Source organism: uncultured Salinicola sp. (genome assembly GCF_937921195.1).
In the GTDB taxonomy this organism is placed as follows: domain Bacteria; phylum Pseudomonadota; class Gammaproteobacteria; order Pseudomonadales; family Halomonadaceae; genus Salinicola.
On record NZ_CALFQK010000154.1, the window covers coordinates 26892 to 47581 of the forward strand.

Below are 20690 nucleotides of genomic sequence, written 5' to 3' on the forward strand. Positions count from 1 at the left end.
AGCAGCAGATGAACTTTCACACCCGCAAATGGATCAAGCCCGAGGATCTCAACCCCAACGGATCGCTGTTCGGTGGCAGCCTGTTGCGCTGGATCGACGAGGAGGCGGCGATCTACGCCATCATTCAACTGGGCAACGCCCAGGTGGTGACGAAATACATCTCCGAGATCAACTTCGTCTCCAGTGCCCGGCAGGGCGACATCATCGAACTGGGCATCACCGCCACCCATTTCGGCACCACCTCCATCACGCTGGAGTGCCACGTCCGCAACAAGATCACCCGCAAGAGCATCCTGACGATCGACAGGATGGTCTTCGTGAATCTCGGCGAGGACGGCGCTCCCGCGCCGCACGACCGCACCGAGATCACCTATGTCAAGGATCGCTTCGACGGCTAAAAGCCGTAAGCCGTAAGCCAGTGTGCAACCTCCGATCTTCATCGAAATAAACGGTATTGACCTGGCCTTGCGTTTTTGACCTTTCTTAAAGCTTATGACTTACGGCTCCGGGCGAAGCCCGGACAGCTACTGCCCCGCGATGGTCATCGAGTCGATCAACCAGCTGCCGGTCTGGATGCTGCCCCGCCGGTCGATGTCGTCGCCGATGCCCTGGAGACCGGCGAACATCTCGCGCAGATTGCCGGCCACGGTGAACTCCTCCACCGGGTGGGAGATCCGGCCATTCTCGACCCAGAAACCCGCCGCGCCCCGCGAGTAGTCGCCGGTCACCGGATTGAGTCCCTGCCCCATCATCTCGGTCACCATGATCCCCGTGCCCATCTGCTGCATCAGGCGCTCCAGCGAGACCGTCGGTGCCTGTATGCGAACGTTACGCGCGCCGCCCGCGTTGCCGGTGGTCTGGAGGCCCAGGCGACGTGCGCTATAGGCCGCCAGCATGTAGCTCGCCAGCTTGCCGCGATCGATGAAGACGTTGTCGCGAGTGGCCACGCCGTCACCATCGAAGGCGGCGCTCGCCATGCCACCAACCTCGCGCGGATGCTCACCGAGGGTGAACCAGTCCGGGAACAGCGTTTCGCCGAGCTGGTCGCAGAGAAACGACGACTCGCGGTAGAGCGCGCCACCGGCGATGCTGTTGAGCAGGTTGCCGACCAGCCCGCGAGCCATGTCCGGCGCCAGCAGCACCGGGAACCGCCCGGTCCTGGGCCGCTGCCCGCCCAACCGGCTCAGTGTCCGCTCGGCGGCGCTGATACCCACCGACTCGGGGCTTGCCAGATCGCCGGCCCTGCGCGCCGTGGTGAAATCGTGATCGCGCTGCATGCCATCGCCGCTGCCACCGATCAGCAGACAGGAGAGCGAATGCCGAGTGCCGCGCTTGCTGCCCAGGAAACCATGGCTGTTGGCGTAGACCGTGACCACCTCCGACGAGGACAGACTCGCCCCCTCGGAGTTGGTGATGCCAGTGCGCTCGCGGCCGGCGTTCTCGCAGCGCAACGCCAGCTCGACCGCCTCGTCGGTGCTCAGCGCCCAGGGATGGTGGAGGTCGAGATCCGGCAGCTCGGTCGCCATGAGCGACGCATCGGCGAGCCCCGAGGCCGGGTCCTCGCCGGTATAGCGCGCGATCGAGATCGCCTTCTCCACCACCGCACGAATCGAGGCGTCACCGGCGTCCGAAGAGGAGGCGTTGCCCTTGCGGTTGCCCACGTAGACGGTGACCGCGATGCCTTGATCGCGGGAGAGCTCCACGGTCTCGATCTCGCCCAGACGCACGCTCACGCCCAACCCCTGATCGACGCTGGCACCGACCTCGCAAGCGTCTGCGCCAAGTTGCCTGGCCAGTTCCAGCGCCATGCCGGCGCGCTCCTCGAGGCGCGATTGCTGCGCCTCGGCGTTGAAAGCTTGACTCATCTGAGACTCCTGATGCTTGAAACTCCGCCCACCGGGGATACCGATCGAGCGTAGCCTGGGTCGATTCGAATTCTGGACGTGGCTCTCTCCACGCCCCCGACCGACAAGAGGCGTTGGCGAGGCGATTCGCGCTGATATACTACGGCCCTCACTCGACGCATTGGGTAAACCATGGCTAACGATTCGGACAACGATACGGCTTTCGACCACGACGCACCTCCCAGCAAGAGCCAGATCAAACGGGAGATGCAGGAGCTGCAGGCCCTGGGCGAGCGTATCATCGCGCTGGACCCCGCCGTGCGCGCGCGGTTGCCGCTCTCCGAGGAAATGCTCGCTGCCGTCGAGGAGACCGGCCGCATCCGCTCCCACGAAGGACGCCGTCGCCACATGCAGTACGTCGGCAAGGTCATGCGCAAGGAAGACCGCGAGGCGATCCGGGCCGCCTTCGAGGAGATCGACCATGAGCATGTCCAGCGCAACGCGGCGTTCCACCGTCTCGAACGGCTTCGTGACCAGCTGATCGAGGACGATGACGCACTGGAGCCCTTCATCGAAGCGCACCCCCATGTCGACCGCCAGTCGCTGCGCCAATTGATCCGCAACGCCCGCAGCGAGAGACAGCGCGACAAGCCGCCCGCCAGCTCCCGCAAGCTGTTCCAGCTGATTCGCGATACCGCCGGCATGTGAGACCGGCGCGGCGCGCCTCGAAGGCGGGAGAGCGGCGCTGCGCGCCTGGAAGAGGGACGAAGGACCACATCCCCGGCCCCTCCCTTCTTAGGCGCTGGCCTTCCCTCCTGTTTCTTCACTCTTCCAACTAGGATTGCGTGCCACCGACGGTGATCTCGTCCAGCTTCAAGGTCGGCTGGCCCACGCCCACCGGCACGCCCTGGCCCTCCTTGCCGCAGATCCCGATACCGCTGTCCAGCGCCATGTCGTTGCCGATCATCGAGACCCGCGACATCGCTTCGGGGCCATTGCCGATCAGCGTGGCGCCCTTGACCGGCGCCGTGATCTTGCCATCCTCGATCAGGTACGCCTCGGAGGCCGAGAACACGAACTTGCCGGAGGTGATGTCGACCTGGCCGCCGCCGAAGCTGACCGCATAAATACCCCGCTTGACGCTCTTGACGATCTCCTCCGGGTCGTCCTGCCCCGCCAGCATGTAGGTGTTGGTCATGCGGGGCATGGTGACGTGAGCGTAGGATTCACGGCGCGCGTTACCGGTGGGCTGCATTCCCATCAACCGCGCGTTGAGCTTGTCCTGCATGTAGCCGGTGAGGATGCCATCCTCGATCAACGGCGTGTACTGGCCCGGCGTCCCCTCGTCGTCGATGCTCAGCGAGCCGCGGCAGTCGTCGAGGGTGGCATCGTCGACGACGGTGACGCCCTTGGCCGCCACCTGCTGGCCCAGGCGGCCGGCGAAGGAGGAGCTGCCCTTGCGGTTGAAATCCCCTTCCAGACCGTGGCCCACCGCTTCATGCAGCAGGATGCCCGGCCAGCCATTGGCCAGCACGATCGGCATCTGGCCTGCCGGCGCGTCGACCGCTTCCAGGTTCACCAGCGCCTGCCGCACGGCTTCCCTGGCGTAGGTGTCGGCGACGTTGTCGTCCCGCAGGCGCTGCATGGAGTAGCGGCCGCCGCCACCGGCACTGCCGCGTTCGCGGCGCCCGTTCCTGGCGACGATCACATTGACGTTGAACCGCACCAGCGGCCGAATATCGGCGGCCAGCGTGCCGTCGCTGGCACACACGAGCACCACCTCGTGGACACCGGTCAGCGACGCGCTGACCTGGGTCACCGCGGGGTCGGCGGCACGTGCCACGCGATCCGCCTGCTTGAGCATCGCGATCTTCTCTTCGGCGCCAAGACCGCTCAGCGGATCGACACCCTGGTAACGAGACGTCGCGGTGGCGACCTGGATCGATGCCGGTTCGCGCCGCTCGCCGCTGCGCGCGATACCGGAAGCGGTGCGTCCGGTATCCAGCAGCGCATCCGGGCTGATCTGGCTGGAGTAGGCGAAGCCGGTCTTCTCGCCGGAGAGCGAGCGCACGCCGACGCCGCCATCGATGTTGTAGCTGGCATCCTTGACCTCGCCATCTTCCAGCACCCACATCTCGTGCCAGGTGCGCTGGAAGAAAAGATCGGCGTAGTCGATACCGACGCCCATGGCGTGGCCCAGGCCAACGCTCAACGATTCCACGTCCAGCCCGCCGGGGGCCAGCAGCAGCGTCGACGCCTGCTCGAGGGCGTCACCACTCGTCTGTTTCATCGGGCTCAGTGTCATTGGGCACTTTCCAGGTTGATGTTCGGCGAGGACCAGGGGCCCTCGATGCGATAGTAAATCTGCGTTGCCCGGTCGAGCCAGCGGCCGAACAGCTGATCGACGACGAACAGGCCGATACCGACCTGCGGGGCGCCGGCCATGACCGCGACCAGCGGCAGATTCTGACTCACGGGCACGGTGATCCCGAGGCGCTGGTCCAGCGTCTGCCGATTGAGATCGACGCCGCCGGAGAGCGTGAATCGAGTGGCGGTGCCGTCGATGACGATCGGCCCCTCGGTCTGCAACCGGCCATTGTACAGCGTAGCGCTGCCCTCGATGCTATTGAAAGACGTACCGCCGCTGGTGACATCGGAAAAGTCCAGCTGCAGGCGGCGCAGCACGTTGTCCAGGTTGAAAAGCCCGACCAGTTTGGCTCCCGATGAGTGGATCTGACGCAGCCGCCCATTCTCCATGGTCGCCTGAACCCGCCCCGTCGACAGCGGCAAGGCGAACTGCCATGGGGCCCCCGGCCAGGAGAGCTGCAGCTCAGCGTCCGCACTCTCGCTGGTGACCGGCACCTGCTGGTCCAGCGCCTGGAAGGCGCTCCCCACGTTACCGCCGGTGGCGTGCACCTGGACCCGGCTCAAGCTCGCATTGCCGGAGGCCTCCCACTCGAGCGCCCCGGACAGCTTCAGCTCGCCCAAGGTGAGGGTCAGCGGGTTGACGGCGAGGCGTCTCCCGTCGGCTTGCCAGGTGGCGTCCAGCGGACCGAATTTTCGCCCCTGGCGCTCGAACTGCGAGACTCGCACGCGGCCCGCCGGCACCTTGTCGAGCCCCGAAGGCATCGCCGCGGGATGAGGGGCGGTCTCGATCTCCTCCATCAGGCTCGATACCTGGCCCTGATCCGCCTCCTTCTCGGGCGTCAGCGCGTCCAGGTTGAGACGCTGCAGGTTGACGTCGATCGGCATCGCGGCGTCCGGCTGCCAGCTAGCCTCACCTGCGGCGATCTCGCCCGCCAGCGACAGTCGCCAGCCGTTCGACAACGGCGAGGCATCGGCCTGCAAGCCGCCGAGACAGCGACCATCCACCAGGATGCACGGCGTCGACAGCGCAATACGCTTGAGGCCGCCGCCGTCCTTGACGGGCTTCGCCTCGGGATTGCCGACATCGTCCTCGAGCGTCGTGCCAACGCGGTTCTCCACGGTAGACGCCGAATCGTCGGCCTCGAGCTCGCTCAGGGCCTTGACCCAACGCTGGGTGTCGATGCGGTTTGGCCGCCATAGAACGTACCAACCCGGCTCGCCGGGCCAGGCGGCCTGTTCGCCGGGCCACCCTTCCAGCCATACCTGCCCCTGTACCTGATCGCCCACGGTGCGCCAGCGCGCGTGCCCCCAGTTACCCAGTGTCACCCGGCCGGTGCCGGCGGCGATATCGGCATCGATCGCCAGCGACTCGCGGGACTGCGGCGACTTCCCGAACGGCGGCGGCAACTCGATTCCCAGGCTGTCGAGATCGCTGCGCACCGTGAGGCTGGCATTGTCCTGCTGGTCGAACGTCAGATTGGCCCGATAGGGGAAAAAGCCACTCAACAGGCCGCCGACGCGAGACAGCCCGGCCCAATCCAGCAGTCCCCGTCCCAGCGCCCTGCCTTCGAGAGCAATACCGCTGGGGCCGCTCTGGCGGCCGCCGATATTGAAGTGGGCGAGCACAGGCCCTTCGAAAGCCCTGGCCCCCAGATCCCCGGTGACATAGTCCTCGCCGTTGTCACGCCGATAGCGCAAGTCGCCGTTGATGCCACCGAGCGTCAGTTGCAGTTCGGGAAACGTCAATGACTCCGCATCGACCCGACCCTGGACGTCGACCGCCATGTCGGTTTCGACGTCGCTGTCCTCGTCCATCGGCATGTCGAGACGGAGATTGGCACTGACCGAGCCCTCGCTCTGCCAGAGGCCGAAGGTCTTGCTCATGGTATCCAGCGGGGCGTGGGCGAGGAAGTCCAGCACGCCGGCCGTGCTGCCGTTGACGTCACCATCGACGTGCAGTGTCTTGTGGGCCAGCACAACGCTGGCATTGCGCGTCGTCAGGCCATGGCTGGTGGCATGCGTGATGTTCGCGTCCAGGTCCATGTTGTCCATCTGCAGATGACCGTAGACCTTTTCCAGCGCGGGCCACTCGGGCGCGTACTGGAGGCGCCCATCGGCCACGTCCAGCGACAGCTTGAAATAGTCGTCCGGGTTGACGAACATCTGGCCCTCCGGCGCCTCCTTGTCGCTCAGCGTGACGGAGAGTCCCAGCTTGCCCTGCTCGACGATGCCGCCGATGTCGCCGCCGAACCACTCCCTCAACTGCGCGTCGTCGATCACGCGGGTGGGCAGCCAGGAGAGTACCCGCGAGTTTCGGGCGTCGGCGTTGGCGAAATCGAGGTCGAGCAGGAAGGTACCGGGCTTGTCCTGGTCGTCATAGAGCGTCAGCCCGAATCGACCACTGGCGCTCGCGCCCCGCCATCCCGCCTTGAGATTCTCGCCGCTGACCACTGCACCCTGGCGGGTCAGTTCGAAGTCGACCTGGCCGCTGGCGCGGGAGATATCCAGCGGATCGGCGTAAACCATGGGAATCGAGAAGTGCGCCGCATCGCCGGCCGCGAAGGAGACCGTGCCGTCACGTCCTTGGTACGTCACCCAGGCATCGGCCGGCCCACCGCCGGGAATCTCGTTCCAGGCCGTGACCGAAGCGTTCTCGAGTGCGCTCTGGGCATACCATTCGCCATCTTCCCGCCCGACTTCCAGGCCGGCAACGTGACCGTGGGGGTCCAACTGGATCAGCGTCTGCGCAAGTTCGAACGGCAGTGGCAAGTAGCGCAAATAGTCGGTCATGCCGGCCAGGTCGAACGGTGCGCTGCGCAGCCGCCAGCCATCCTCGGTGGATTGGGCCTGCAGCTGCTGCGGCCACTCCACCGCCGCCAGGCCGGCATGAGAGACCCGCAAGTCATCCAGCCAGGCTCTCCAGCCTCCCTGGGCGTCGCGGTCCAATCCCGCCTCGAACCCGAGCCCACGCAGTGTCTCGGAGACTTCGTTGCGGGTGTCGTTGACCTGCAACCTGGGCACATCCAGGGAGAGACGGCCCTGGCGCAGTCCGCTGTCACGCCATTCGCCGCCCAGCGACGCCTGGCCGTCGATCTTCCCGATCGCCCTGGGGTAGCCCGAACTCAACGCGGCCAGTGACGGCGACAGTGCGCTCAGATCGAGCTCTGCGGCGAAGCGCGCCTCGGGATGCTCGTCGGTGCCGCCTTCCGCGGCTTGCGACCCGCTACCGCTCTCGATCGCCAGATGGAGGTGCCCCGCCTTCTCTCGCCCGGCGCTGAGCGTGGCCTGGATCGAGGCCTGGCCGTTCCGGCTGGCCAGCGTCAATTGCGAAACCGAGACGCTGGCCTGCTCGCGCTCGCCATGCAGGACCAGCGTGACGTTCTCGAGCCGGGCCTGCTGGCGCGTCAACATGCGCAACCAGCCATCGACATCGAGCGAAGACGACGACGAATCGTCGGTGCCACCGAACCAGCGGCTGCCCGCGCCATCCGGCCAGGCCCACTCGCCGTCATCCGTCTGATAGAGATGCAGGGTCAGGCCTCGAATCTCCGCCCCACGAATGACCGGTGCGCCCAGCCGCCAGCTCGCCAGCGTCTCGAGCCGCCCGGCGGCGTGATCCAGGTCCAGCAGCGGCTGACCGTCGCGGGTATCGAGTCGAAAGTCATTCAACGTCAGGCGGGGATTCAACCGATGGACCGCCAGGGAGAGGTGACCGAGCTTGGCGTTAGCGCCCAGTTGATCTTCCAGGGTCGAGGTCAGCCATGGACTCAACCGATCGATCTGCCAGGCCGCCAGTCGAACGCCGCTCGAAAGCACGGCGACGACGAGGGCAACCAGGGCGACCAGCGTCAGCAGCCAGCGCCACGTGGCACGCAACCGAGTCATTCGTGGACGACTCATCGGTTCACATCAGTACGATGTCGTACTGTTCTTGGGAGTAGTGTGCCTCGACCTGGAAGCGGATCGTCTTGCCGATGAAGGATTCGAGATCGGCCACCGCAGCGGACTCTTCATCGAGCAACCGATCGACCACCGACTGGGCGGCCAGCACCATGTAGGTCTCCGGCGAATAGGCACGCTCCTCGCGCAGGATCTCGCGAAAGATCTCGTAGCAGATCGTCTCCGGCGTCTTCAGCGATCCCCGCCCCAGGCAGGTCGGGCAGGGTTCGCACAGTGTCTGTTCGAGGCTCTCGCGGGTGCGCTTGCGGGTCAGTTGCACCAGGCCCAGTTCGGTGACGCCGGTCAGCTTGTTCTTGGCGTGGTCCCGCTCCAGCGACTTCTCGAGCACGCGCAGCACCTGGCGCTGATGTTCCAGCTCCTCCATGTCGATGAAATCGATGATGATGATGCCGCCGAGATTGCGCAGTCGCAATTGACGGGCAATGGCCGTGGCCGCCTCGAGATTGGTCTTGAAGATGGTCTCCTCGAGATTGCGGTGCCCGACGTAGCCGCCCGTGTTGACGTCGATGGTGGTCATCGCCTCGGTCTGGTCGATGACCAGGTAGCCGCCGGACTTGAGCTGCACCTTTCGCCCCAGTGCCTTCTGAATCTCGTCCTCGACGCTGTAGAGATCGAAGATCGGCCGCTCGCCGGGGTAATACTCGATCCGAGACTCCATGGTCGGCATGAACTCCCGGGCGAACTCCTTGAGCTTGAAGTAGTTTTCGCGGGAGTCGATGCGCACCTTCTCGATCTGATCGCGCATCACGTCGCGTAGCGTGCGGATGAACAGCGGAAGGTCGTCGTAGATCGGCGTGGAGACCTCGGCCGTGGTACGCCGCTCGGCCACCTTCTGCCACAGCCGCTGGAGGAAGACCATGTCGGCGAACAGCTCCTCCCGCCCCACGCCCTCGGCCGCCGTACGAATGATGAAGCCCCCGCTGTCGCCCGCTGGCAGCTCCGCCTTGCCGCTCTCGACCAGTGCCTTCAACCGTTCGCGCTCGGCCTCGTCCTCGATCCGCTGGGATACGCCGACGTGGGGTGAATCCGGCATGTAGACGAGATAACGGGAGGGGATGGAGAGATGCGTGGTCAGCCGCGCGCCCTTCGAGCCGATAGGATCCTTGGTGACCTGGACGATCAGGGACTGCCCGGCGTGCAGCAGATGACTGATCGACGCCGGCTCCTCGTGCGGTGCATCGGGAGGCAGCACTTCGTTGACGTGAATGAAGGCGGCCCGCTCGAGGCCGATATCGATGAACGCGGCCTGCATGCCCGGGAGGACCCGCACGACCTTGCCCTTGTAGATATTGCCGACGATGCCCCGGCGACGGCTGCGCTCGATGAAGGCTTCCTGCAGCACGCCGTTTTCCACCACGGCCACCCGCGTTTCCATCGGCGTCAGATTGATCAGTACCTCACCGCTCATGCGGGCATCCTTGTTGCGGGTTGTTCGAGCACGCCGGCGACATCCCTTGCCAGGGCGAGCGGAGCTGGCCTTGCGGGAATTATGGCACAGCCGTCCGGTCTCTCATAAGGCGCTCTGTCACGAGGCGCCACCGCTGGACCCGACGTCCGGCAACGCACCGCCCCACAGCGAAACACCTTGCGCGCGCAACAGGGCCGCCGTCTCGGCGAGCGGCAGCCCCACCACGGCGGAGTAGCTCCCCTCCAGATGTTCGACGAAGATCGAGGCCAAACCCTGAATCGCGTAGCCGCCCGCCTTGTCCAGCGGCTCTCCGGTCGTCCAGTAGGCCGCAGCTTCCGCTTCGTCGATGCGCCGCATGACCACGCGCGTGGAGACCCGGCTCTCGACCATTCCCAGAGGCCCCAGCACGGTGACCGCAGACAGCACGCGGTGCTCGCGCCCGGACAGCGTCATCAGCATCTCGCGGGCATGGGCCTCATCCTCCGGCTTGCCGAAGATGGTGTCGTCGCAGACCACGACGGTGTCGGCGCCCAATGTCGGCAAGGCACTACCCGCCTGGCCCGCCTCGGCCTTGTGGCGAGCCAGGCGAGAGACGAAATGTTCCGGCGACTCGCCATCCAGCCGGGACTCGTCGATATCGGACGGCGCGACCTCCACCGTGACGCCGATCGACGCGAGCAACTCGCGCCGGCGCGGCGAAGCCGAGGCCAGGCGCAGAACGGGGTCGGGTCGGGAAGCGGCATTCATGGGCAAATCCTCCGAGAGAGCTTGGCAACCACCGGCCGGCGACATCAACCGGAAGGCGCCGATCACGCAGCAGCACCGTTGCGAGACACCGGCTCCACGAATTAGCCGATTCCCAACCGGCGACGTACCACTTGCATCATGGTGAACAGCCACGGCCACAGCAGAGACCCGATCAGTGCGGGCAGCAGGAACTCGAGGCTCAGGGAGATCGGGCCGTAGATCGTGCGCAGCCACTGCTCGACCAGTTGCGCAATGCCCAGCAGAATGAAGACCAGCACCGCCTGTTGCCAGATCGAGTAGACGCGGAAGCGCTGATAGAGCAGCAGAAAGAGGTACGCCAGCAGCGAGAGCACCAGGGCGTTCTGGCCCAGCGGCGCCCCCTCGATCAGATCGAGCATCAGCCCCAGCACGAAGCCGTGCAGCACGCCGACGCGCTGCGGCGTGGCGACACACCAGTAGGCCAGCAGCACGCCCAGCCAGTCCGGTCGCCATACCAGCCACGCATCCGGTAGCGGCATCACCTGCAGGCAGAGCGCCAACAGCAGCGTGAACCAGACGAAGAGATAACCGAACGGGCCCATGCCTACTCCTGCTCCGTGGACTGCAGCGTCAGCGCCGCGGTCAACGCGTCTTCATTGATCCGGTTGGCATCGGGATGCCCGGGATCGCCCGGCCACACCACCTGGCGAGCCATGCGTTCCGGCCCGCTCAGGCCCTCTTCGGGTCGCTCGGGGGGAAACAGCAGCAGGAAATAGCGCGAGCGTTCCGGCTGGGAGATCGGCTCTGCCGAGACCTCCATGAACGCCTGGCTCGACTCGCGCTTGACGTCGACCACGCGCGCGACCGGATACCCCTGGGGGAAACGCCCGCCCAGGCCGGACGTCACCAGCAGATCGCCCTCGCGAATGTCCGCCGTGGCCGGCACGCTGGGAATGTTGAGCGAATCGAGCTGGCCGGTGCCCTGGGCGATGAAGCGCAAGCCGTTGCGATTGATCTCCACCGGCACCGCATGGTTGGCGTCGGCCACCATCAGCACCCGGCTGGTATAGGCGGAGACGGACACCACCTGGCCGATCAGGCCCGAGGCGTCCATCACCGGCTGGCCGATGTAGACGCTATCGCGCCGCCCCCGATTGATCACCATCTGCTGGGTGAACGGATCGGAGTCCAGCGACAACAGCTCCGCAGTGATATAGGGCACGTCGGCAGGATTCGGCGCGTTGAGCAGTTCGCGCAGATGGATGTTCTCGGCGGTCAGACTCGCCATGCGCTGCACCCGGTTGGAGAGCGTCAGCAGCTGCTCGCGAAGACGACCGTTCTCGTCGATCAGCGCCTGCTGGTCGGAGATCGCCATGGCGCCCCAGCGTACGCCCTCGCTCGGCAGCGCGACCAGCCACTGGATCGGCGCCACGATCGTGGTCATGTGGGAACGTGCCGTTTCCACCGCGCTGAAGCGGTGTTCGGCGAACATCAGCCCGAACGCCAGTACCGCACACAGCAGCATGCGGTACGTGGGTATCGGACCGTAGGAAAACAGCGGTTTGATAGGCCTCACCCCCACCTACCGAAGACGGAAGGTGCCGCTCGGCGGCCTCATCCGTCGCGGCCGGCCTCAATCGCTGGAGAGCAGTTCGAAGGTATGCTGATCGATCATCTCGAGCGCCTTGCCGCCACCCCGGGCAACGCACGTCAGCGGATCCTCGGCGATGATGACCGGCAGGCCGGTCTCCTCGGCGATCAGCTTGTCGATATCCCGCAGCAATGCACCGCCACCGGTCAGCACCAGGCCACGCTCGGCGATATCGGAGGCGAGTTCCGGCGGGGACTGCTCCAGCGCGCTCTTGACCGCCGCGACGATGGACGCCAGCGGCTCCTGCAACGCATCGAGAATCTCGTGGGAGTTGAGCGTGAAGCTGCGCGGAATACCTTCTGCCAGGTTGCGTCCGCGCACGTCGATCTCGCGCAGTTCACCGCCCGGGTAGGCGCACCCCACCTCTTCCTTGATCCGCTCGGCGGTCGCTTCGCCGATCAGGCTGCCGTAGTGGCGACGCACGTAGGAGGTGATCGCCTCGTCGAAGCGGTCGCCACCCACGCGCACGGATTCGGAGTAGACCACCCCGTTGAGCGAGATGATCGCGATCTCGGTGGTACCGCCACCGATATCGACGACCATGGACCCCTGCGCTTCCTCGACCGGCAGGCCGGCACCGATCGCGGCAGCCATGGGCTCCTCGATCAGATAGACATCCCGTGCGCCGGCACCTTCGGCGGACTCCTTGATCGCGCGGCGCTCGACCTGCGTGGACATGCAGGGAACGCACACCAGCACGCGCGGGCTGGGCGTCAGGAAAGTGCTTTGATGAACTTTGCGGATGAAGTGCTGCAGCATCTGCTCGGTAACGGTGAAATCGGCAATCACACCATCCTTCATCGGACGGATGGCGGTAATGTTACCGGGCGTGCGCCCCAGCATCCGTTTGGCGTCGAGACCGACGGCCGCAACACTGCGCATGTTGCCGGATTGGCGAATCGCCACGACGGAGGGTTCGTCCAGGACGATCCCGCGACCGCGGACGTAAATCAGCGTGTTGGCGGTCCCCAGATCGATCGACAGATCGCTCGAGAACAGCCCCCGTAAACGTTTAAACATGGAAACTTTTACCTAGTCCAGACCGGAACCCTGTGCGGACGCAAACGGTATCACCGTGGGGGTAAAGCAGCAAGCGCAAGCCTGCCAGATGGGGCGTTAATATGATAATGTCTCCTCCATTTCTTGGCATGATTTCCTGGCATGAACAGTATCGCGAAGTTTTAGCGCGATGATCGTCTCCGATTCCTGACATCCCAAGGCTCGGAACCCAACCCTTGGGTGGATGTTTCGGCGATCCGCTCTCATCGCCATCCACGACGCGATGTCTCAACGAGAGGACCTTTTCTACATGGCAATCGAACACGCGGACGTGCTGCGCGCCGCGCACCTGGCTCGGCTGGGCCTCAACAGCGATGCCGAGGCAGCCGGCTATGTCGATGACCTGACCCGGATCCTGGAAATGGTCGATCGCTTGCAGGCGGTGGATACCGATGGCATCGCGCCGCTCTCCCATCCGCTCGATACCACCCAGCGCCTGCGCCCGGACGAGGTCACCGAAACCAATCAGCGCGACGCCTTTCAGGCCTGCGCGCCGGAGACCGCCGACGGCCTCTATCTGGTACCTCGCGTCGTCGAATAAGTTCGACATTTCAGGATACTTTAGACTTCAGGGCGCTTTAGAGAGTCGAGTAAGTTCGACATCGTCGAGCACGTCCGACGTCGTTTATCGATGAGAGCGACCATTGCCGTCACTTCATCCCGCATAGCGATCTGACTCAGGGAATATCGACCCCATGCATCATATGACGCTCACGGAACTCGCCCGCGGCCTCGAGGCCGGCGACTTTTCCAGCCGAGAGCTGACCACCAGCCTGCTCGACCGCATCGAGCGCCTGGATGGCGACATCAACAGCTTCGTCACCGTCACTCGCGATCAGGCGCTCGCGGCTGCCGACGCCGCCGACCAGGCCCGTGCCAAGGGCGAGTCGCGTCCGCTTGCCGGCCTGCCCCTGGCGATCAAGGATATCTTCTGCACCCAGGGCATTCGTACCAGTTGCGGCTCGAAGATGCTCGACAACTTCCAGGCGCCCTACAACGCCACCGTGGTCGAGAAGCTCCAGGCCGCCGGCATGATCAGCCTCGGCAAGACCAACATGGACGAGTTCGCCATGGGCTCCTCCAACGAGAACAGCTTCTACGGTCCGGTCAAGAACCCGTGGGACCGCACCGCCGTCCCCGGTGGCTCCTCAGGCGGCAGCGCCGCCGCCGTCGCCGCCGGCTTCGCCCCTGCGGCGCTTGGCACCGACACCGGCGGCTCGATTCGTCAGCCGGCCGCCTTCTGCGGCATCACAGGGCTCAAGCCGACCTACGGCCGGGTCTCCCGCTACGGCATGGTCGCGTTCGCCTCGAGCCTCGACCAGGGCGGCCCGATGGCCCGCAGCGCGGAAGATTGCGCCCACCTGCTCGGCGCCATCGCCGGCCACGACCTGCGCGACTCCACCAGTGTCGCCCGGGTGGTGCCGGACTATCTCGCCGAGCTGGATGCGCCGCTGGACGGACTCAAGATCGGCCTGCCCAAGGAGTACTTCGGTGACGGCCTGGACGCGGAAGTCGAGAGCGCCATCCGCGAAGCGATCCGGGCCTACGAATCCCTGGGCGCCAAGGTGTGCGAGGTGAGCCTGCCGCATACCCACCTGGCCGTGCCGGCTTACTACGTGATCGCCCCGGCGGAAGCCTCCTCGAATCTTTCGCGTTACGACGGCGTGCGCTTCGGCCACCGCTGCGACAATCCGGTCGATCTCGAGGACCTCTACAAGCGCTCCCGCGCCGAGGGCTTCGGCGACGAGGTCAAGCGCCGCATCCTGATCGGCACCCACACCTTGTCGGAAGGGTTCTTCGACGCCTACTACCGCAAGGCCCAGCAGGTTCGCCGCCTGATCCGCCAGGACTTCATGGATGCGTTCGAAGAAGTCGACGTGCTGATGGGCCCGGCCGCCCCCACGCCGGCGTTCGATCTCGGCGCCAAGAAAGACCCGGTCTCGATGTACCTGCAGGATATCTACACCATCGCCATCAACCTGGCAGGTATCCCGGGCATCAGCGTGCCAGCCGGTTTCGCCGGCAAGCGCCCGATAGGCCTCCAGATTCTCGGTCAGCACTTCGCCGAGGGCCAGCTGCTCAACGTGGCGCACAAGTTCCAGCAGGCGACGGACTGGCACCGTCGGCATCCGACCGATCAGGAGACAACCTAATGCAGTGGGAAATCGTCATCGGGTTGGAGGTCCACGTCCAGCTCGCCACCCAATCCAAGATCTTTTCCGGCGCCTCCACCGCCTTCGGTGCCGAGCCCAATACCCAGGCCTGCGCCATCGACCTCGGCCTGCCCGGGGTGCTGCCGGTGCTCAACGAAGGCGCCGTGGCAATGGCCGTTCAGTTCGGCCTGGCGATCGACGCCGAGATCCCCGAGACCTCACTGTTCGAGCGCAAGAACTACTTCTACCCCGACCTGCCGAAGGGATATCAGACCAGCCAGATGGCACAACCCATCGTCGGCAGGGGCGAAGTGGAGATCGTGCTGGATGACGACGTGCGCAAGCGCGTTCGCATTCACCATGCGCACTTGGAAGAGGACGCCGGCAAGTCGCTCCACGAAGACTTCCACGGCATGAGCGGCATCGATCTCAACCGCGCCGGCACGCCGCTTTTGGAGATCGTCTCCGAGCCCGACATGCGCTCGGCCAAGGAAGCGGTCGCCTATATTCGCGCGATTCACGCCATCGTCACCTACCTGGGCATCTCCGACGGCAACATGGCCGAAGGCTCGATGCGCTGCGACGTCAACGTCTCCGTTCGCCCCAAGGGCCAGGAAACGCTGGGCACCCGTGCCGAGATCAAGAACGTCAACTCCTTTCGCTTCGTCGAGCGGGCGATCGAGTTCGAGGTCGAACGCCAGATCGAGGTGATCGAGGATGGCGGCAAGGTGGTGCAGGAAACCCGGCTCTACGACCCGGATCAGGACGAGACCCGCAGCATGCGGACCAAGGAGGAAGCCAACGACTACCGTTACTTCCCCTGCCCCGACCTGCTGCCGGTGATGCTCGACAGCGCCTATATCGAACACCAGCGTTCGACGCTACCGGAGCTGCCCACCGAGAAGCGCAATCGCTTCGAGAGCGACCTTGGACTCTCCGCCTACGATGCCGGCGTACTCTCCTCGACCCGCCCGATGGCCGAATACTTCGAAGCCGTGCTGGCCGTCTGCGGCGATGCCAAGCAGGCCGCCAACTGGGTCCAGGGCGAGCTCTCGGCGCATCTCAATCGCGAAAACATCGACATCAGTAACAGCCCGGTGACGCCGGAGCAGCTCGGCGGCCTGATCAGCCGCGTACTCGACGACACCATCAACGGCAAGGCCGCCAAACAGGTCTTCGCCGCGTTGTGGAACAATGAAGGCCAGAGCGCCGACGAGATCATCGACACCCGCGGTCTCAAGCAGGTCACCGACACCGGCGCCATCGAAGCGATGATCGATCAGGTCATCGCGGACAGCCCGGTCCAGGTCGCCCAGTACCGCGACGCCGATCCGGAAAAACGCGGCAAGATGATCGGCTACTTCGTCGGCCAGGTGATGAAAGCCTCTCGCGGCACCGCCAACCCGCAGCAGGTCAACGGACTGCTCAAGCAGAAGCTGGACGAGGCCTGAGTCGATACTGGCTCAGCCAGTCAGCACCAACGAAAAGGGCCATGGCCGAGGCATCGAACTACACCCCGGAAGTTGGACACCCATCCACTTTCGGGGTGTTTTTGATGACGAGACACGGCGCTTGCGGTTGAGACGGACCACGACATATCTCTGTACCCGATCCTCCGTGCGGAATGTCCGGAAGAATCGATACTGCTGCAACTAGCACAGGCCCTATAAACCACACCCCAACAACACCGAAATAGTCTCCTAAGGAAAGCGCCCGGAAGCACGCGGAGGCCTGGGACGATCGCCGGGCGGGGCCATCAAGTTGATGCCAATGAGCGCCACTTAGACTCCCCGTTCCGGCAGCAATCCTCGATCGGCCAGGAACACCTCGGTCGCCCGGGCCAGTTTGATATGCTCTTCATTGTCCGGGTCGAACGGCTCCTTGGTGGTCACGATCAGGGTGCCGATATCGGGCAAGTATTCGGCCAGCGCGACAAAGGGCATCTCGTTGCTTAGATCGACATCCGGCACCAGTGCCATCCAGCCGACCCACATGCGATGAGGGAAGGCAGCATGAGGACGATAGCGGCGGGGGGCTACGTCAGCCCACTGGGGCGGCATGACGTCGGCCAGATGCCGCAGGCAGTTGGCAAAGACCTGCCAGTAATTTGGCCATTCAGTCTGTTTGAGCAGACCAGTGTCTATAAAGAAAGCTCCCGAGCCTCCCCCACCCCAAGAAAAGCCGTTCTCGGTATAGTGGTATTTTTTTTCCTCCATGCTGAAATTTCCGTAGGAGGTGAATGATATAAGCCCCACTCCTTTGTAATTATGATTGAATTGGCGAACATCACTGATGGCAAGCTGAACCACCCTGGCTCGTTCGTGCACGTCCAGTAATACCCCGCGATCATCATCCGCATAGCGCCACTGACTCAGTACTGGATCTTTTTGGTTGATCGCGTCAAGCATGGCAATCCACTGGTCATAGACGACTTCCGCCGCCATTGGTTCCTTGACGGGAGGGATCATAAAACGTAGTACCGATCCAGCATAACTCATATAATGCTCTCTCCGTCAATGAGGTTAAAAAGATTCGTAGACGCATGGAACAGGCAAAAATCTGTCATTGAACTGCTCCTCAACGTAATTTCGCACCACTTCATTCGAAAAATACCAGGATAGCTGAGCTGGCGGAGTGTTGCCCTTGATGGTGTCATATTGCTGGCTTGCTTGAGTAGGGAAGCCTTTTATTGCTTTCGACATAAAATCCAAGTGTTTTCTTTGGCTGTTGACAATTTCCCTGGGCTGCCAGCGACCTAGCCAATCCTGCTCCAGAAACTGCCGATAGCCATACTTGGCCTCGACCAACGTGCAACTAGCCGCCCAAAATCCATCGAAATCGACGCCGCTGAATCGCCACTCCTCGATCCGGTTGGGCCCCACGATAGCAAAGGTCGGTCCGCCACCCATATGGGCGATCTTCAACTGGTATTCGGGCCAACGCCCGTCCCCCGTCTCGAATCGCCGGCCTGCGACGAACGTGCTTCCCCTTTTTCGGGGCTCGCAGTCGTTGCAGTCCTCGTTGGTGTCGGTATCGCTGACTTCACCCGCGACCGGCCGCGAACGAGTGTCGCTGCCGCTTTCTGAAGCCGTATCGTTCAGTACACCGACCGCGGTGAGCGCCTCGCGGGTGATCGCGAGGTTGTAATTCACCGCGGTGGTCAGCACTTCCTTGCCGGCTTCTCGATCAACGCCCGCAGGTCCTGGGCGAGCAGGTCGGGCGACTGCTAACTCTCCGGAATAACGGGGGCTCAAAGGGGATTGAGCTAGCCCATCCGTGATGACACATCGTCAAGGCAGCACGCCAAGACGATGTCGTCCTTGTGCTTTCTCAATCTGCTTGCCACTAAATAGATAGTTTCTACACCCTAGAACTCTACCTGAATGTCTTGGCTTTTGAGCCATTGCCTTATTTTCTCTCGCTTTTCTTGGCTCTCCTCGGTGTACGAGTCCTCTTTTGGTCCTGTTGCAAGAGGGGCTTGGAAAGTCGTGCCTCTTTTGTTTTTTTGCTTTGGATTGGCGCCGAGCTGTAGAAGCTTCATGATTCGATCATAATCGTCTGCGGCGGCGGCGAAGAAAAGAGGGGTGTCCCCAACGATGTCCTGGTGGTTTATATTGGCACCATTATCGATTAGCAGTTCAAAGTTTTTTGCTGGATTTCCCACCGCGTTGAAAAGCGGTGTTGCTCCACCTTTGTTTTCGATGTCGACAGGAGCGCCATGCTCAATGAGCTCCTTGAGATAATTGGTCGTATCTAGTCGCGCTGCGGTGTGAATGACAGTTTCACCGCTTGAGCTTGGAATCGTTGGATCAGCGCCGTTTTTAATAAGTATTTTGAACTCGTCTAGATTATTTGATGCCATGGCGAGCCAAAGAAGCGTCCTTCCTTTTTGATCGATTGCGTTAACTTCGGCACCTTCCGATATGAGTTTTTCCGTTCTTTTCTCATCGCCGGAGCTGATTGATTGCGCCAACTCTTTGGCCATTTTCCCAGTGAACATTTCGCCTTTCTCCGCGCTATCCGAAGGTGTGCAGCCCGAGGCCATGAAAAGGGCCAGTATGGCATATTTGAAATAGAGCTGGCGCATTTTACTCGCTCCAAGGGGGTGTTCTTGAAAATGATTCCAAGACGGAGTTCATGGAATGGTCCGATATTCTATTGCCCATTACTGATATGGGATCATGCTTTTCCCAGCCTGAAAGTGGAGTAGGGTCAGGCAGCGTTATTTTTCTGCCTAATGCATCTGGCAGTAGCCATCTGTCGACTAAGGCTTCTTCTTGCTCCCTTGTCAATATTTCGCCAGACGTATTATATCTTCGGATTAGGCCATCGTTGGCAATGCGGCTTGCCTCGTCAAAACTGATGGGTAGGTTAGAGATTGTGTTCTTATGGATTCCTGCAGCGTTGAAGGTAACTGCGGGAGTGTCCGTAGTGATGGCAGATGCTGAAGCAAGCCCACCGCCTAAGGAGTGGCCCGTGATAACCAGGTTTTCCCCATAAGCTGTCTTGGCTATTTCTGATAACTGCCTGGCTTGTACGTATTGAGGAGCTGTCATGCCAGCGCCCTGAGGAAGGTTTCCCTGTCTCCAGTCGCCTCCCCAGTCAGTGAAGTCCGTTCCGGCAAACGCAAGAACGTAATTTCCATCTCCATCCGTATATATTGACGACTGGAACCCAGTGCTCTCATCTTCCAGTAAGTCTGGACGTATGCCATCGGCCAAAAGATCATCTTCCGAGAGAGGACGCCACTGAGATACGGGCTCATGCCGATAGACCGCATCCGCAATTTGTGCCAACACTTGGTCTATTGGTTTAGGATTGATTCCTCTTACCTGTTCTGAAAATGTAGCCAAATCTTTTGGGGACGCCATTTTGGATGCTGCCATGGGCATGCTTTTCGATCCGCCGAAGCTGTGCTGCGCCCCCTTGATATCCGCGGCACCCGGGCAGTGGACCTCGATATTGCCGCCCTCGATGCAGATATAGCCACCGCCACTCTGCAGCAGGATGCCGTTCTCGGCCTGGACTTCGATACGCCCTTCGGTCGAAGTCACCTGGACGCCTTTCTCCGCGGTAAAGGCCATCTCGCCATCCTGCGCCTGCATCTCCACCTTGCCCCGCGCCGCGAACAACTTGATGCCCGCCTTCTGCACGAACAGCGAGAGCTTCTCGGAGATCGACGCCACCAGACTCTTGCCGGTGGCGATGTTGACGTCCTCGCCGCTGGAGACACTCAGCGATCTGCCCTGGGCCAGGTGGGTCGATTCCGGCGTGCTCAGGGTGATGCCGGCGGGCGAGGCCATATGCAGCCAGGGCGCTTTCATGCGTGCCGCTTCGCCGCGGCCGCCACTGTCGGTGGCGCCACGGGCGTTGTCCTGCTTGGCCTGTCCTGATGAACCGGCAAGCTGTTCGCTATTGCCGTAGCGGTCGTCGGCGTCTTCCCCGGCCTGCTTGAGGTTCTGGCGGCTGTCGAGGGCTTCGGCGTTGTGGTCCGCCGCACTCTGGCTGAGGCTGTCGGTGAG

Annotated in this window: 17 protein-coding genes; 5 read left to right on the forward strand and 12 right to left on the reverse strand. The window is 63.1% G+C overall.

Annotated elements, in window-relative coordinates; translation table 11 throughout:
- The first annotated feature begins 8 nt into the window (after positions 1-8).
- The gene (locus Q0602_RS17305) at positions 9-398 is read left to right on the forward strand and encodes a hotdog domain-containing protein (protein WP_298845884.1); all 390 of its coding nucleotides are present in this window, start codon (positions 9-11) and stop codon (positions 396-398) included.
- Between the two features lie 126 nt (positions 399-524).
- On the opposite strand, the gene pmbA is transcribed toward Q0602_RS17305, so the two are convergent.
- Positions 525-1865, reverse strand: coding sequence for a metalloprotease PmbA (pmbA, locus tag Q0602_RS17310; protein ID WP_295038387.1), 1341 nt, complete (start codon positions 1863-1865; stop codon positions 525-527).
- 171 nt (positions 1866-2036) lie between these two features.
- Between pmbA and yjgA the strand changes: the two genes are divergently transcribed.
- Positions 2037-2552, forward strand: a complete 516-nt coding sequence (gene yjgA / locus Q0602_RS17315) for a ribosome biogenesis factor YjgA (RefSeq protein ID WP_298845886.1) — start codon at positions 2037-2039, stop codon at positions 2550-2552.
- 127 nt (positions 2553-2679) lie between these two features.
- Here the strand turns inward: yjgA and tldD are convergent, their stop codons facing one another.
- The 7 genes from tldD to Q0602_RS17350 all read right to left on the reverse strand — a co-directional run bounded on the left by tldD (position 2680) and on the right by Q0602_RS17350 (position 12976).
- Positions 2680-4134 carry a metalloprotease TldD gene (gene tldD, locus Q0602_RS17320; protein WP_298845908.1) on the reverse strand — a complete coding sequence of 485 codons (1455 nt, stop codon included), beginning with the start codon at positions 4132-4134 and terminating at the stop codon, positions 2680-2682.
- 11 nt (positions 4135-4145) lie between these two features.
- The gene (locus Q0602_RS17325; protein ID WP_298845888.1) at positions 4146-8096 is read right to left on the reverse strand and encodes an AsmA-like C-terminal region-containing protein; all 3951 of its coding nucleotides are present in this window, start codon (positions 8094-8096) and stop codon (positions 4146-4148) included.
- 19 nt (positions 8097-8115) lie between these two features.
- A complete protein-coding gene (rng, locus tag Q0602_RS17330; RefSeq protein WP_295038322.1) occupies positions 8116-9579 on the reverse strand; it encodes a ribonuclease G in 1464 nt (487 codons plus the stop codon).
- 117 nt (positions 9580-9696) lie between these two features.
- Positions 9697-10326: a nucleoside triphosphate pyrophosphatase gene (locus Q0602_RS17335; RefSeq protein WP_298845891.1), complete on the reverse strand. Its 630-nt coding sequence runs from the start codon at positions 10324-10326 to the stop codon at positions 9697-9699.
- 101 nt (positions 10327-10427) lie between these two features.
- Positions 10428-10907 carry a rod shape-determining protein MreD gene (mreD, locus tag Q0602_RS17340; RefSeq protein WP_295038326.1) on the reverse strand — a complete coding sequence of 160 codons (480 nt, stop codon included), beginning with the start codon at positions 10905-10907 and terminating at the stop codon, positions 10428-10430.
- Between the two features lie 2 nt (positions 10908-10909).
- Positions 10910-11881 carry a rod shape-determining protein MreC gene (gene mreC, locus Q0602_RS17345; RefSeq protein WP_295038328.1) on the reverse strand — a complete coding sequence of 324 codons (972 nt, stop codon included), beginning with the start codon at positions 11879-11881 and terminating at the stop codon, positions 10910-10912.
- Positions 11882-11938: 57 nt separating this feature from the next.
- The gene (locus Q0602_RS17350; protein ID WP_110598223.1) at positions 11939-12976 is read right to left on the reverse strand and encodes a rod shape-determining protein; all 1038 of its coding nucleotides are present in this window, start codon (positions 12974-12976) and stop codon (positions 11939-11941) included.
- A 289-nt stretch (positions 12977-13265) separates the two neighbouring features.
- On the opposite strand from Q0602_RS17350, the gene gatC reads away from it, so the two are divergent.
- From gatC to gatB, 3 genes are all read left to right on the forward strand, one after another.
- Positions 13266-13556 carry an Asp-tRNA(Asn)/Glu-tRNA(Gln) amidotransferase subunit GatC gene (gatC, locus tag Q0602_RS17355; protein ID WP_110717667.1) on the forward strand — a complete coding sequence of 97 codons (291 nt, stop codon included), beginning with the start codon at positions 13266-13268 and terminating at the stop codon, positions 13554-13556.
- 154 nt (positions 13557-13710) lie between these two features.
- Complete coding sequence (gene gatA, locus Q0602_RS17360; RefSeq protein WP_298845894.1) at positions 13711-15168, forward strand: Asp-tRNA(Asn)/Glu-tRNA(Gln) amidotransferase subunit GatA; 1458 nt, start codon at positions 13711-13713, stop codon at positions 15166-15168.
- Positions 15168-16619: an Asp-tRNA(Asn)/Glu-tRNA(Gln) amidotransferase subunit GatB gene (gene gatB / locus Q0602_RS17365; protein WP_298845896.1), complete on the forward strand. Its 1452-nt coding sequence runs from the start codon at positions 15168-15170 to the stop codon at positions 16617-16619. The genes gatA and gatB overlap by 1 nt, the downstream gene beginning before the upstream one ends.
- 330 nt (positions 16620-16949) lie before the next feature.
- Here gatB and Q0602_RS17370 read toward each other — a convergent pair whose 3' ends face one another.
- The 4 genes from Q0602_RS17370 to Q0602_RS17385 form a co-directional block, all read right to left on the reverse strand.
- The gene (locus Q0602_RS17370; protein ID WP_298845898.1) at positions 16950-17666 is read right to left on the reverse strand and encodes an Imm52 family immunity protein; all 717 of its coding nucleotides are present in this window, start codon (positions 17664-17666) and stop codon (positions 16950-16952) included.
- A 24-nt stretch (positions 17667-17690) separates the two neighbouring features.
- A complete protein-coding gene (locus tag Q0602_RS17375) occupies positions 17691-18335 on the reverse strand; it encodes a Tox-REase-5 domain-containing protein (protein WP_298845900.1) in 645 nt (214 codons plus the stop codon).
- A gap of 200 nt (positions 18336-18535) precedes the next feature.
- A complete protein-coding gene (locus tag Q0602_RS17380; protein ID WP_298845902.1) occupies positions 18536-19255 on the reverse strand; it encodes an ankyrin repeat domain-containing protein in 720 nt (239 codons plus the stop codon).
- Between the two features lies 1 nt (position 19256).
- On the reverse strand, positions 19257-20690 hold a 1434-nt coding region (locus Q0602_RS17385; RefSeq protein ID WP_298845904.1), incomplete at its 5' end, for a DUF2345 domain-containing protein.